Raw genomic sequence first — 14,779 nt, forward strand, 5'->3', positions numbered from 1 at the left:
TATGAGATATTTAACTGCAGGAGAATCACACGGTCCCCGTCTGACGGCTATCATTGAAGGAATTCCAGCTGGACTTCCTTTGACAGCGGAGGACATCAATGAGGACCTTAAACGCCGTCAGGGTGGCTACGGTCGTGGTGGCCGTATGAAGATTGAGAGTGACCAGGTTGTCTTTACTTCTGGTGTTCGCCACGGGAAGACAACAGGGGCTCCTATTACCATGGATGTCATTAATAAAGACCATCAGAAATGGCTGGATATCATGTCTGCGGAGGATATTGAAGACCGCCTTAAAAGCAAACGAAAAATCACCCATCCTCGCCCAGGACATGCTGATTTGGTTGGGGGGATCAAGTACCGTTTTGACGATTTGAGAAATTCCTTGGAGCGCTCATCTGCTCGTGAAACAACTATGCGAGTGGCAGTTGGGGCAGTAGCTAAACGCATCTTGGCTGAACTGGATATGGAGATTGCCAACCATGTCGTAGTCTTTGGTGGTAAGGAAATCGATGTTCCTGAAAATCTAACAGTGGCTGAGATTAAGCAAAGAGCTGCCCAGTCTGAAGTTTCTATTGTCAACCAAGAACGGGAACAGGAAATCAAGGATTATATTGACCAAATCAAACGTGATGGTGATACAATTGGTGGAGTTATTGAGACAGTCGTTGGAGGTGTTCCAGTTGGTCTTGGTTCCTATGTCCAATGGGACAGAAAATTGGATGCAAGATTGGCTCAAGCTGTTGTCTCTATCAATGCCTTTAAAGGGGTGGAATTTGGTCTTGGCTTTGAAGCTGGTTATCGTAAAGGCAGCCAAGTCATGGATGAAATTCTCTGGTCTAAAGAAGACGGCTATACTCGCCGTACTAATAATCTGGGCGGCTTTGAAGGTGGTATGACCAATGGGCAACCTATCGTTGTTCGAGGCGTCATGAAACCTATTCCTACTCTTTATAAGCCTCTTATGAGTGTGGATATCGAAACCCACGAACCCTACAAGGCAACAGTCGAAAGAAGTGATCCGACCGCTCTTCCAGCAGCCGGTGTAGTTATGGAAGCCGTTGTGGCAACGGTTCTGGCACAAGAAATCCTTGAAAAATTCTCATCAGATAACCTAGAGGAATTAAAAGAAGCAGTGGCCAAACATCGAGACTATACAAAGAACTATTAAGGAGTTCCTATGGCAAAAACAATCTATATCGCAGGTCTTGGGTTGATCGGTGCCTCTATGGCACTTGGCATCAAACGCGATCATCCAGATTATGAAATTTTAGGTTACAATCGCAGTCAAGCCTCGAGAGATATTGCTTTGAAAGAAGGTATGATTGACCGTGCAACGGATGATTTTGCCAGTTTTGCTCCTATGGCAGATATCATTATTCTTAGCTTGCCGATCAAACAAACTATTGCTTTCATTAAGGAGTTGGCCAACTTAGACTTAAAAGAAGGCGTCATTATTTCAGATGCTGGTTCGACCAAGTCAGCCATTGTGGATGCGACGGAGCAGTATTTGGCTGGCAAACCTGTTCGCTTTGTCGGGGCTCATCCCATGGCTGGTAGTCACAAGACAGGGGCTGCTTCTGCGGATGTCAATCTTTTTGAAAATGCCTATTATATCTTTACACCTTCGAGCCTGACAAGTCCTGACACGCTTGAGGAAATGAAGGATTTGCTTTCAGGTCTTCACGCTCGTTTTATCGAGATTGATGCCAAGGAGCATGATCGAGTCACTTCTCAGATTAGTCATTTTCCTCATATTCTGGCTTCCAGTCTCATGGAGCAGACCGCGGTCTATGCTCAAGAACATGAGATGGCAAGGCGCTTCGCGGCCGGTGGTTTTCGAGATATGACTCGGATTGCGGAAAGCGAGCCAGGTATGTGGACTTCTATTCTCTTGTCTAATCGTGAGACTATTTTGGATCGAATTGAGGATTTTAAGGAGCGTTTGGAAGAGATTGGTCAGGCCATCAGCAAGGGAGATGAGGAGCAAATCTGGAATTTTTTCAACCAAGCGCGTGAGCAACGGCAGGCCATGGAAATCCATAAGCGTGGCGGTGTGGATAGCTCTTATGACCTTTATGTCGATGTTCCCGATGAAGAAGATGTCATCTTGCGGATTTTGGAACTACTACGTGGAACTTCCTTGGTTAACATCCACATCAACGAGGAAAACCGTGAAGATATTCACGGGATCCTACAAATTTCATTTAAAAACGCTCAAGACTTGGAAAGAGCCGAGCGCTTAATTTCAGAAAATACGGACTACACAGTTGTCATCAAATAAGGAGAAAAATATGCCTAAAATAGAGCCTAGATTCATATTTGGTATTATCTTTATTTCTTTTATCTTACTTAGAGCTTACGCTGTTAAAAAAGATGTGAAAACTACTTCAGAAGCAAGTGTTGAGACAAAAAATGAACCATCCAAGAAAGAAATAAGTTAAGAGGAAAATAATTCAAAGTATGTAGACGATAGAATTATTAATGACTTTATCAATAGCTATAATCAACATTCGAATAGCCAATTAGAAAATATCAAAAAAGGAAATATAAAAATAAAATATTTCGCATCAAGCTATGGGTATTACTTGGAACTTTTACATGCAAATGATACTGATCAAATCAATGTAGCAATAAATCAGACAAATGAAAATAGTGAATCTGGTGTTGCGGGAATGAAAGAAGTATTTCATGATATTGTTAAATCGATTGAATCATCCTTATCTGATGATGAGATAAATAACTATTTTGGTAATCTTATGTCAAATGAAATAAAAACAGGCTCTAATTTAGGAACTTTGAAGATAGAGTATATACCAGATAAGGAATTAAGCAATGGACATTCAAGAGGTCATATAAAAGTGATTGCACAATAATAAAGACCACAGAGTGACTAGTAATTTTAAAAGAAATGAAAAAGGAGAAAATCATGTCAAATATTTACGATAGTGCAAACGAACTCAGTCGCGGTCTGCGCGAATTACCAGAATACAAGGCTGTTAAAGCAGCTAAAGATGCGATTGCAGCAGATGCTGAGGCAAGCAAAATCTTCACAGAATATGTTGCCTTTCAAGAGGAAATTCAAAAACTAGCACAGACAGGTCAAATGCCAGACGCTTTCTTCCAAGATAAGATGGAAGGCTTTGGCAAGCAGATTCAGGGGAACAGCCTCTTGTCAGAATTCTTTACCAAGCAACAACAATTGGCAATTTACCTTTCTGACATTGAAAAAATTGTTTTTGAACCAGTTTCAGAATTGCTAAAATAAGAAAATAACTATCATAAAGTCAGGAATTTTTAAGGAATTTCTGGCTTTTTATGATAAAATAGGTAAAAGTATTGCAAGTATGAGGTCCAGTATGAAACTAAAAACAAACATTCGCCACTTACATGGCAGTATCCGAGTTCCAGGTGACAAGTCTATCAGCCACCGTTCCATTATCTTTGGAAGTTTGGCTGAGGGTGAAACTAAGGTTTATGATATTCTGCGAGGTGAAGACGTTCTCTCTACCATGCAGGTTTTTCGTGACCTTGGTGTTGAGATTGAGGATAAAGATGGGGTTATTACCATCCAAGGTGTAGGTATGGATGGCTTAAAAGCTCCGCAAAATGCCCTTGATATGGGAAATTCTGGAACCTCGATTCGCCTGATTTCAGGCGTTCTTGCTGGTGCAGACTTTGAAGTAGAAATGTTTGGAGATGACAGTCTTTCCAAACGTCCTATGGACCGTGTGACGATTCCATTGAAAAAAATGGGCGTCAGCATTTCAGGGCAAACTGAGCGAGATCTGCCTCCCCTTCATTTAAAAGGGACGAAAAACCTAGCACCTATTCATTATGAGTTGCCGATTGCCTCAGCCCAAGTCAAGTCAGCCTTGATGTTTGCGGCCTTGCAAGCTCAGGGGGAGTCCGTTATTATCGAAAAAGAGTGTACCCGTAATCATACTGAAGATATGTTGCAACAATTTGGCGGCCGTTTAAGTGTGGATGGTAAAAAAATCACAGTCCAAGGGCCGCAAAAACTGACTGGACAAAAGGTGGTCGTACCAGGAGATATTTCCAGTGCAGCCTTTTGGTTAGTTGCTGGTTTGATTGTTCCAAACTCTCGTTTGGTGCTTAAGAATGTGGGCATCAACGAAACGCGTACCGGTATTATAGATGTCATTCGTGCCATGGGTGGAAAATTGGAAGTAACCGAAATGGACCCAGTGGCTAAATCTGCAACCTTGACTGTTGAGTCTTCTGACTTGAAAGGAACAGAGATTGGTGGTGCCTTGATTCCACGCTTGATTGATGAATTGCCTATTATTGCCCTTCTTGCTACCCAAGCCCAAGGTGTCACAGTTATAAAGGATGCTGAGGAACTCAAGGTCAAGGAAACAGATCGCATTCAGGTGGTGGCAGACGCCTTAAATAGTATGGGAGCAGATATTACTCCGACGGTAGATGGAATGATTATCAAAGGAAAATCAGTCCTTCACGGTGCTAGAGTCAATACGTTTGGAGACCACCGTATCGGCATGATGACGGCCATTGCGGCCCTCTTGGTTGCAGATGGAGAGGTGGAGCTTGACCGTGCAGAAGCCATCAATACCAGCTATCCTAGCTTCTTTGGTGATTTGGAGAGCTTGATTCATGGCTAAGGTATTACTCGGATTTATGGGTGCTGGTAAATCTACAATTGCTAGAGGATTGGACCCTAATTACCTTGATATGGATGCTCTGATTGAGAAACGCTTAGGTATGTCCATTGCGGAATTTTTCGCGGAAAAGGGAGAAGAAGCCTTTCGTCAGATAGAGTCTGAAGTATTAGCTGACCTACTAAAAACGGACCAAGTTGTGTCAACTGGAGGAGGAGTGGTTATTTCTCAACGAAATCGTGACTTACTCAAGACTCATTCTGATAACATCTACCTGAAAGCTGATTTTGAAACTCTTTATCAACGTATCGCAGCTGATAAGGACAATCAGCGCCCGCTTTTTCTAAATAATAGCAAGGAAGAACTTGCAGCTATTTTTCAAGAAAGACAGGCTTGGTATGAGGAAGTGGCCAGTCGGGTTTTGGATGTGACCAAGCTAAGCCCAGAGGAAATTATAGAGGAACTGAGATGAAAATTGCTTATCTAGGTCCCAAGGGATCATTTTCACACCACGTTGTGCAGACTGCTTTTCCTCATGAGGAATTGCAGGCTTTCGCCAATATTACGGATGTCATCAAGGCCTATGAGCAAGGTTTGGTGGACTATTCTGTAGTGCCAGTTGAAAATTCTATAGAGGGTAGTGTGCATGAAACCTTGGACTACCTTTTTCATCAGGCTCGCATTCAAGCAGTGGCAGAAATCGTTCAGCCTGTTCATCAGCAGTTGATGGTGGTTCCAGGTCACACTAAGATTGAAAAGATTTTTTCTCATCCTCAGGCTTTGGCTCAAGGAAAGAAATTCATCGATGAACAGTATCCAGAGGCCCAAATCGAGGTGACAGCTAGTACAGCTTATGCGGCTCGTTTTATTTCCGAACATCCAGACCAGCCTTATGCAGCCATTGCACCAAGAAGTTCTGCTGAAGAATATAGCTTAGAACTGATTGCTGAAGATATTCAAGAAATGGAAGCTAATTTCACACGTTTCTGGGTTTTGGGAGCCGAGGGTGTAACTATTCCCTTGCAAGCACAAAGTGAAAAAATGAGTTTAGCCTTAAGTTTACCTGACAACCTTCCAGGTGCACTCTACAAGGCCCTTTCGACCTTTGCTTGGCGAGGAATTGATCTGACAAAAATTGAAAGTCGGCCACTCAAGACAGCACTGGGCGAATACTTTTTCATTATCGATGTGGACTATGCCGATAAGGATTTGGTCCACTTTGCCCAAAAAGAATTAGAAGCGATTGGAATCCAGTATAAAGTTCTGGGTGCCTATCCCATTTATCCAATATCAGACCATGGAAAGGAGAGAAGATGAGCAAAGAAAATCCTTTAAGCCATCACGAGCAGTTGCGTTATGACTATCTTTTTAAAAACATTCATTACCTCAATGAGCGAGAGAAAAAGGAGTTTGCTTACTTGCAAGGTAAGTTAAATATGGCTAGTGGTAGTGAAGTTTCTCCAGAAATTCATAATGAAAATCACGATATGGAAGAGTCTTTTATGGAACCAGTCAATCAGTCTCCTCTTCCAACCTACGGTAACCGTAGTCGTGCAAAAAAATACCAGAAAAGCCATTCTCTTCCAAAGGTTAAGTCCAAAAAACGTAAGATTCGTTGGGGGCGCATTTTTGCAGGGTTGCTTGCTCTTCTAGCCTGTGTCGGTTTTGGTATGATTTTTATGTTCCTAAAAGGTTATTCAAATGCGGATCCAACCAAACCTGCCAATGCTAAGGCAGCTCAAGTAGAAGTTTTTCATGGTCAAGATACCAAGGATGGGGTCAATATTTTGATTATGGGGACGGATGGACGGATTGGCCAAAACAGTGCTGAGACGAGAACGGACTCGATTATGGTTCTAAACGTTGGTGGCTCAGATAAAAAAATCAAGCTGGCCAGCTTTATGCGTGACAATTTGGTTTATATAGACGGATACAGTCAAGTCATTAATGGTAGAAAGCAGTCCGATAATAAGTTAAATGTTGCTTATGAGTTAGGGGAACAAGAGGGGCAAAAAGGGGCAGAAATGGTTCGTCAAGTTTTGAAAGATAATTTTGATTTGGACATTAAGTACTATGCCTTGGTCGATTTTCAGGCCTTCGCAACCGCTATTGACACTCTATTTCCTGATGGTGTGACGATTGATGCCAAATTCTCAACTTTGGAAGGCCTACCTTTAACCGAAGCTACAGTCGGAGATGATTTACATGCTACGGAAACAGAGTCACCAACCCAGACTATCAAAGTTGGGAAACAGCAGATGAACGGTTCAACCTTGCTCAATTATGCACGTTTTCGTGATGATGACGAAGGTGATTATGGTCGTACCAAGAGACAACAGCAAGTGCTGACAGCTGTTCTGCAGCAACTCAAGGATCCAACCAAACTCTTTACTGGATCAGAAGCACTTGGTAAGGTCTTTGGGATGACCTCTACGAATGTTCCTTATAGTTTCTTATTGACCAATGGTTTATCCTTCCTAGATGGAGCGCAAAATGGTATTGAGAGATTAACAGTTCCAGAACTAGGTGATTGGGTCGATGCCTATGATGTTTATGGAGGACAGGCACTCTTAGTAGACCAAAATAAATATCAAACCAAGCTATCTCAAATGGGAATGAGATAAGATAGAAAAATCAAAGTTTGAAGGCTATTTATCTAGCAGTCAGGCTTTGATTTTTTACAGTCTGCAATAGATTTTCATCCCTTATTTGTGGTATAATGGAACGATACGATAGAAAGAATAATGAACAATATGACTGATTTAAAAGCAATTCAGGCTCGAAGTCTGGAGATGGCTGAATATTTTGTGGCCTTTTGTAAAGAACATGATTTGCTTTGTTATCTTTGTGGTGGAGGTGCTATTGGTGCCCTTCGAAACAAGGGTTTCATTCTTTGGGACGACGACCTAGACTTTTTTATGCCTCGTAAGGATTATGAGAAATTGGCAGAATTATGGCCTCGTTATGCAGATGAGCGTTATTTCCTGTCAAAGAGTGACAAGGATTTTGTCGACCGCAATCTTTTTATTACCATTCGCGACAAGGAGACCACCTGTATCAAACCTTATCAGCAGGATTTGGATTTGCCACATGGTCTGGCCTTGGATGTTTTACCTTTGGATTATTATCCGAAAAATCCAGCTGAGCGAAAGAAGCAGGTTCGCTGGGCACTGATTTATTCACTCTTTTGTGCGCAAACTATTCCAGAAAAGCATGGTGCAGTAATGAAATGGGGAAGCCGTATTTTACTGGGGGTAACGCCAAAAGCTCTCCGTTATCGCATATGGAAAAAAGCTGAAAAAGAAATGACCAAGTACAATCTGGCTGAGAGCGATGGAATCACGGAGTTATGCTCCGGGCCTGGTTACATGAGAAATAAGTACCTAATCGAATCTTTTGAGGATAATCTTTTCTTGCCATTTGAAGAGACAGAGATGCCCGTTCCAGTTGGCTATGATGCCTATCTCAGCACTGCTTTTGGAAACTACATGACACCTCCACCAGCAGACAAGCAGTTACCACATCATGATGCTGTCATCGCTGATATGGATAAGTCTTATACAGAATATAAGGGAGAATATGGAGCATGATGGGTGAAAAAATTAGCGTTATCGTTCCAGTCTACAATGTAGAAGCCTACCTGGAGCGATGTGTGGAGTCAATTCTTCATCAGACTTATACTAATTTTGAACTAATCCTAATAAATGATGGTTCTACTGATTCCAGTGCACAAATCTGTGATCATTTAGCATATCAGTATGAAAATATCAAGGTTTACCATATCGAAAATGCTGGTGTTTCTAATGCCAGAAATATTGGAATTCAGCTAGCGACGGGTGTTTGGATAACTTTTGTAGATAGTGATGATTTCGTCACCAAGGATTACCTAGCTACTTTAGCTAGTGCAGTTGAGGGAGGAAATGTAGGTTTTGTGATTGCTCCTCTACATCATATCAAAAATGGAATAGTGACAGATTTACCCCCGTATTCTGGTAGAAAAGAACTTTGGTCAACAGAAGAAACCATGAAAGAATTACTGATGACCACTAAGACATCATTCTTTCCAGTCGCAAAACTATTTAAGAGAGACCTGCTGGTAGATGAGAAATTTAATACAGATTACCATCTAGCAGAAGATGCCTTGTTTTTAACTGAATTGCTATTAAAGACAAGATGTAGTAGCGTATTTATTGACAAACCAATTTATTATTATGATCATCGTGAGGGAAGTGCGACAACATCTGTTAATCGGTATGTATTTGACACGATAGAAGTTTATAAGAACATCATTGCTCAAGTATCACAAGCCTTTCCTCGTTTAAAATATGAATTAAAAAATAGAGAATGTTGGTCATATATCACAGTCTACGATAAAATCATATTTACTTCATCTGAGCAGTATCAAAAGGAGAAAGTCGAACTAAGGACTTGGATTATTCAGCATCGACACGAAATATGGAAGGATATTTATTTCACCACATTTCGTAAGATAGCTGTCCTGTCACTTGTCTTTTCTCCATGGATATATAAAAAAATTGTTGGATTAAGAAACTAATATTATGAGAAGGAGTTGAAAATGAATTTTCCAATAATGAATGAATACTTTGAAAAATCAAAACTATGGGTTTCATATCTGTTTGTTTTTATTTCGATTTTAAGTATGAGTTCACTAGTTTATAAGATAGCCAATCCTCTTTATAAGGGATTATCAGCAATTGTATTGTTTTATATTTGCTATACATTATTGTTTAAGTGGAAAAAAATCATAGTAGATCGTAAATTTCTGTCCTTATTTGGTCTATTGGCTGGAAGTCATCTGTTATCAGCTATTTTCAATCGCTCTGGACATTTGATTGGAAATGTGATTGAGATTCTCTTTATGGTAACCTATATTTTATTATTTACCATGTTAGAATCAGGTCAATTAAAGAAATTATTTGATTGGATTGCTTACACTATTCAAATTATTTCTTTTTCTTCTGCGATTTTTGCATTTACATTATTAGTAAGTAAAGTACTTATCCTATTTAAAATTGGACAGCAATCTTATTACTATGGTGTTATGAATGGGCGTTTGTGGGGAATTGTCAATCCCAATGCTAGTGCAATTTTTTCATATATTAGCATTGTTTTGGCTATGTATTTGATTCATAAAGGAAGTAAATATTCTGTCTATCTTAAACTGAATAATGTGATTCAATTAGTTTATTTCGCAACCATGCAAAGTAGGGGTGCTTTATTATCTTTAGTGTTAATGATTGGGTTTTATAGTTTCTTTATTAACAGGGGCAAGTTAGCTAAGCGATTTCTAATATTTATTGTTTCTGCTTTACTTGTTTCTGCTACTAACATCGGATTGAGTTATGTAACTTCTATTTACATATCTTCGGGGAAAGCGACTGTATTAGACTTAAATAAAGGACAATCTTATGCAGAAACGGATTCTTCAGTTATAAAAAAAACAGGTGAACTTCATCTAATAGAAACAACACCTAGTGGTAGAACTTATATTTGGAAAAATGCTATAAAAATGGGAAGTGCGAAACCAATTTTTGGTTACGGTGTAAGGAATGTTCCAGATTATTACACAAAATATTTCAGTAAATTCGAAATTCAAAATTCTCTTATTGGTGGAAATTTCCATAACATTTTGGTAACGATATTTGTTAGTTCTGGAATTTTAGGTTTAGTATCCTTTCTGCTTCTACTAGGATATGTAATTAAGCGCTTTTTGACTTATTTGATTGTTTCCAAAAAGAACTCTGAAAAGTTGATTATGATTCTTTTCTTTGGCATCTTGTTCGGTCAATTATTTGAAAGTCAGATTATGTACTCAACTAACTTTATCAATATTATTTTTTGGTTGATTATTGGTTATGGATTAGTTGTTTGCAAACGTGATGAAGGTATTCGTTACCAGGAAGTAACTGATATTAGAGAGATTCAACAGATGGAACTAGGAATCATGGAATACATTCATGAAACTTGTCAGAAAATTGGTGTCAAATATTTCCTAGCTTATGGCAGTCTTATCGGTGCGGTTCGTCACAAAGGTTTTATTCCTTGGGATGATGACATGGATATCTGTATGTTACGAGAAGATTATGAAAAGTTGCAAGACTATCTTATCGCTAACCCTGATGAACGTTACGAAGTGATGTCTTATAAAAATAATCTCAACTATGTCTATCCCTTCATGAAAGTGCAGGATAATCAAACTTATTTACTAGAAGAAGATGTTCGAATTGATTCCAATATGGGAATTTATGTAGATATTTTCCCTGTAGATGGTTACGAGGATGACTCGGTTTTTAAAGATAAAATGACGAGACTTATAAAAAAACGTCAATTAAGCTGTTATACATTTAAAGGGATTACCAATACTAAAAGTCTATTAAATTCTTTAATTCGCTATATATCAGTCATTATCTTCTATTTCACAAATACGAATAAGTATATTAGAGGCATTGATGAGCTTGCTAAATCTAGAAAAGTAGATGATTACGAGTTGGTTGACTATCTTATTTATAAAGATATGAATAAACCAGTCTGGAAGCGGGAGTGGTTGAATCAAACTATTACGGGTGTATTCGAAGGTAAGGAATTTATGATTCCAAAAGACTATCATGAAATTCTGACCTCGGACTACGGAGATTATACGCAACTGCCACCAGTTGAGCTAAGGTTCTCTCATCATGATTTTCAATTGTGGAAAATTATTAAGGTATCCCAATGATGTTATTGAAATGAAGAAACCATTGACTCGATATAAAAAGATTAGGAGTGAATAATAGATGTCAGAGAAAATTTTGACTCTTGAAGAAATTAAACAAATTGAATTAGATATTTTAAATTATTTGCATGAATTGTGTGAGGAACATGAAATCAAGTATTTTATTGATTTTGGAACCTTGCTAGGAGCTGTACGCCATAAAGGTTTTATTCCTTGGGATGATGATACCGATATTTCTTTGGCTCGAGATGAATTTGAAAAGCTCTATGAGATATTAAAAAATGAAAAACATCCCTATTACAGATTAATTTCATATAGAGAAACAAAAGGCTACCCTTATACATATATGAGAGTTTATGATGTGAGGACAAGAAGAGATGCTAATCTTTTAGATAAGTCGGTTATTCTAGGTACTTGTGTTGACATTTTCCCATACGATGGTGTTGTTACAGATGAACGTGATAGAAAAAAGATGAGGCTTTATAAACAATTTATTCGACTTTCGTCTCTGAATTTTAAAGGAGTCAAAATAGATAATGGAGGTGTCAAAAATTTACCACGTTATTTTGCATCTACAATTTTTAGACTGACTTCTCCACAGAAATGGAATGAAAAATTAGAGAAGTTAGCTTTGCAATATGATGTTGAGCAGTCTACAGATCTTGCATGTACTACCTATGACTCTTACTATCCAAGTGGAATTAAGAAAGAGTGGCTATATGATACAATTGAAATGCCATATGAGAATATTCTTGTGAAGGTTCCTAGAAAATTCCATGAGATTCTGGTTTACGAGTTTGGTGAAGACTATATGACTCCTCCGCCTATTGAAAATCAAAATCCAGGAACTGATAAAAATTACTGGATTGATTAATTTATGAGCAAGTTGTTTTGATAATTCGATAAAATAAATCACCTACCTATCTACTGGGATATTCCTTGTTTTAGATAGGTAGGTGATTTTTTAATTTCTTTTAATCTTAGCAAGAGCAAGATTGAGTGCATAGTGGAGTGTTTTATCTTTGGTAAGAAATAGCGTCAAGAGATAATAGATTCCACAGGTTGCAACAGTCGAGAGTACCATGAGTATCATATTGAGGTTAACTGTATAAGAGTTGATTTGGAAAAGGAATTTAAACGCAAAATAGATCGGGATGAATCCAAGGGATACAATAGTATAGCGTGTTAAAGTAGTAAAGATTTCTTTTAAGTCAAGCAGATGATGTTTCTTGATAAAGTAAATTTCTAGTAGAACAACTACAGTTTCTGCAATAATAGTAGTAGCAATGTAATACTCTGGTGCAAAAATATTATTGAAATACAAGAGACTGTTGAGTAGGATATTAGCGCCGCCACCAATAAAGTAAAAGGCTGTTAAACGATTTTCGTGGTCGTTGATGAAGATAATTTGTTTACCAAGAATCAACTCAATAGCCCAAATGATAGTCCGAAAAGCGAAGACACTAGTCACAATACCAGCTTCAAGGTATTTTTCAGAAGAGTAGATGACTGCAGCGTAGTTCCCTAATACCATAATCCCAATACTGGTTGGAATGATAAGGAAATAAAAGAGGGCAGCTCCTTGGTTCAGAAGATTTTTATAAGATTCGTAGTCTTTCTTACCGAGATAGTAGCCGAGACGTGGAATACTAACGTTGATAGCTCCACTCAGGACACTGGCAATCAACATAACGATGCTAGAAGCAATGGTGTAATAAGAAATGTAGTTTTCATCAGGTCCTTTGGTAATAAACATTCTATCAAGTAAGGTGTAGAGCATATTGGCATTAGCTAGAAGCAACATGGTCAAGAGTGGTTTAGATGCTTTGACTAATTCGACAAGACCAATCTTAACAAAGGAAACTTCTCGTTTAATCCAGAGAAAACTGAGTAGATAGTTGAGAATTGTCGTTGCACTCATGATGATTGCATAAGGTACGATATCATTTGGAGTTTTTACAAAGGTGAAGATAGCGACCAACATGGCAATACGAATAACCAATGTTTTGTATAAGATGAATGCATAATTTTCATAAGCTTCATTCATCCACTCGATATAAAGGAATTGGAAGAGAGCCTGGACACCAAGTATATAGTAGAGTTCTTTCAAATTTTCAATACTATTATCCAGATAAATAAATAGGAAATAGATACTTGTTGTTAGAACAGATGTGATAATGGAGATATAGAATAACTTAGAGAAAACATAGTTGATTTTATTTTTATCATCCTTGACCTTACTGATAGCTCGAATTCCGTAGTTATAGATTCCAAATGCGGCTAAAGGAATGACAAAGCTAGCCCAGGTATTTGCGGTATTGAAATAACCGTAATTGGATTTGCTGAGAATCCGAGTCAGATAAGGATTGGTTATCAGCGGAAAAACGATATTGAGAACATTGACTAGTAAGCTAGCCAGTGCATTAACTTTTATATTTTTCATTGTACTTTCTTTCTTGTATTGTAAAATGGTCTCTAGTATTATATCACATTCTCGCTCCATTCTTTTGATAAAATCGTAAAAATCTAGTATAATAGATAGAACTGAAAGTATGAGGTTACTAGCAATGAAAATGAAACAAATTAGTGATACAACTTTGAAAATCACGATGTCTTTAGAGGATTTGATGGATCGTGGCATGGAGATTGCTGACTTTCTTGTTCCTCAAGAAAAAACAGAAGAGTTCTTTTATGCCATCTTGGATGAGTTAGAGATGCCTGAGAGCTTTTTGGATACAGGTATGTTGAGCTTCCGTGTGACTCCAAAACCTGATAAGGTTGATGTTTTTGTAACCAAATCAAAGATTGACCAAAATCTAGATTTTGAAGACTTATCGGATTTGCCAGACATGGAAGAATTGGCTCAAATGTCGCCAGATGAATTTATCAAAACCTTGGAAAAAAGCATCGCAGACAAAACTAAGGATGATATCGAAGCCATTCAATCTCTAGAGCAGGTTGAAGCCAAGGAAGAAGAGCAAGAGCAGGCTGAACAAGAAGTTGAAAGTAAGAAAGAGCCTTACATCTATTACATCCTTTCTTTTGCTAAGTTGGCTGACTTGGTGTCTTTTGCTAAGACAGTGACTTTTGAGATGGAAACTTCTGAACTCTACAAGATGAATGAGCGCTATTATTTGACCATTTTAGTGGATATTGAAAATCATCCAAGTCCATATCCAGCGTGGCTTTTGGCCCGTATGCGCGAGTTTGCAGACGATAGTGATATCAGTCGTTCAGTCTTGCAAGAATATGGTCAAGTCTTGATGAATCACGATGCAGTACTTAATCTGCAAAAGATTGGATAATCATTTCTGGAAAGCTATTTCTAGATTTTAAGAAGAGCGAATCGTCTGATTCGTTTTTTCTTTTCTAGACTGAAATAGTGATTTACTATAATAGGAATTTTCAT

The 14,779-nt window shown here is 38.3% G+C and carries 15 protein-coding genes; 14 read left to right on the plus strand and 1 reads right to left on the minus strand.

All coding sequences use genetic code 11. The features are described 5' to 3' along the window. Position 1: 1 nt before the first annotated feature. From aroC to NMM26_RS03605, 13 genes are all read left to right on the plus strand, one after another. Positions 2-1,168 carry a chorismate synthase gene (gene aroC / locus NMM26_RS03545; protein WP_001269851.1) on the plus strand — a complete coding sequence of 389 codons (1,167 nt, stop codon included), beginning with the start codon at positions 2-4 and terminating at the stop codon, positions 1,166-1,168. A gap of 9 nt (positions 1,169-1,177) precedes the next feature. Continuing rightward, positions 1,178-2,281, plus strand: coding sequence for a prephenate dehydrogenase (locus NMM26_RS03550; protein ID WP_001140490.1), 1,104 nt, complete (start codon positions 1,178-1,180; stop codon positions 2,279-2,281). Positions 2,282-2,291: 10 nt separating this feature from the next. Next, on the plus strand, positions 2,292-2,441 hold the full coding sequence (locus tag NMM26_RS03555; protein WP_001124153.1) for a hypothetical protein: 150 nt from the start codon (positions 2,292-2,294) through the stop codon (positions 2,439-2,441). A 144-nt stretch (positions 2,442-2,585) separates the two neighbouring features. Then, positions 2,586-2,873: a hypothetical protein gene (locus NMM26_RS03560; protein ID WP_254753731.1), complete on the plus strand. Its 288-nt coding sequence runs from the start codon at positions 2,586-2,588 to the stop codon at positions 2,871-2,873. A 53-nt stretch (positions 2,874-2,926) separates the two neighbouring features. Continuing rightward, on the plus strand, positions 2,927-3,265 hold the full coding sequence (locus NMM26_RS03565) for a YlbF/YmcA family competence regulator (protein WP_254753730.1): 339 nt from the start codon (positions 2,927-2,929) through the stop codon (positions 3,263-3,265). A gap of 91 nt (positions 3,266-3,356) precedes the next feature. Beyond that, positions 3,357-4,640 (plus strand): 3-phosphoshikimate 1-carboxyvinyltransferase, encoded by a 1,284-nt coding sequence (aroA, locus tag NMM26_RS03570; protein WP_049550650.1) that lies wholly within the window; start codon positions 3,357-3,359, stop codon positions 4,638-4,640. After that, a complete protein-coding gene (locus tag NMM26_RS03575) occupies positions 4,633-5,109 on the plus strand; it encodes a shikimate kinase (protein ID WP_254753729.1) in 477 nt (158 codons plus the stop codon). Before aroA ends, NMM26_RS03575 begins: the two co-directional genes overlap by 8 nt. Next, a complete protein-coding gene (gene pheA / locus NMM26_RS03580) occupies positions 5,106-5,954 on the plus strand; it encodes a prephenate dehydratase (RefSeq protein ID WP_254753728.1) in 849 nt (282 codons plus the stop codon). Before NMM26_RS03575 ends, pheA begins: the two co-directional genes overlap by 4 nt. Then, positions 5,951-7,261, plus strand: a complete 1,311-nt coding sequence (locus tag NMM26_RS03585; protein WP_254753727.1) for an LCP family protein — start codon at positions 5,951-5,953, stop codon at positions 7,259-7,261. The genes pheA and NMM26_RS03585 overlap by 4 nt, the downstream gene beginning before the upstream one ends. Before the next feature lie 120 nt (positions 7,262-7,381). Then, positions 7,382-8,227, plus strand: a complete 846-nt coding sequence (locus NMM26_RS03590; RefSeq protein ID WP_254753726.1) for a phosphorylcholine transferase LicD — start codon at positions 7,382-7,384, stop codon at positions 8,225-8,227. Continuing rightward, positions 8,224-9,192, plus strand: a complete 969-nt coding sequence (locus tag NMM26_RS03595; RefSeq protein ID WP_254753725.1) for a glycosyltransferase family 2 protein — start codon at positions 8,224-8,226, stop codon at positions 9,190-9,192. Before NMM26_RS03590 ends, NMM26_RS03595 begins: the two co-directional genes overlap by 4 nt. Before the next feature lie 21 nt (positions 9,193-9,213). Next, the gene (locus NMM26_RS03600) at positions 9,214-11,373 is read left to right on the plus strand and encodes a LicD family protein (RefSeq protein WP_254753724.1); all 2,160 of its coding nucleotides are present in this window, start codon (positions 9,214-9,216) and stop codon (positions 11,371-11,373) included. 58 nt (positions 11,374-11,431) lie between these two features. Continuing rightward, positions 11,432-12,244 carry a phosphorylcholine transferase LicD gene (locus tag NMM26_RS03605; protein ID WP_001290853.1) on the plus strand — a complete coding sequence of 271 codons (813 nt, stop codon included), beginning with the start codon at positions 11,432-11,434 and terminating at the stop codon, positions 12,242-12,244. Positions 12,245-12,334: 90 nt separating this feature from the next. Here the strand turns inward: NMM26_RS03605 and NMM26_RS03610 are convergent, their stop codons facing one another. Continuing rightward, complete coding sequence (locus tag NMM26_RS03610; RefSeq protein ID WP_000789716.1) at positions 12,335-13,813, minus strand: oligosaccharide flippase family protein; 1,479 nt, start codon at positions 13,811-13,813, stop codon at positions 12,335-12,337. A gap of 124 nt (positions 13,814-13,937) precedes the next feature. Here NMM26_RS03610 and mecA point away from each other — a divergent pair, with 124 nt between their 5' ends. Next, on the plus strand, positions 13,938-14,675 hold the full coding sequence (mecA, locus tag NMM26_RS03615; RefSeq protein WP_049552484.1) for an adaptor protein MecA: 738 nt from the start codon (positions 13,938-13,940) through the stop codon (positions 14,673-14,675). Positions 14,676-14,779: the final 104 nt, after the last annotated feature.

The organism is Streptococcus sp. CF7_Ac1-8 (assembly GCF_024295435.1).
Classification (GTDB): domain Bacteria; phylum Bacillota; class Bacilli; order Lactobacillales; family Streptococcaceae; genus Streptococcus; species Streptococcus mitis_AP.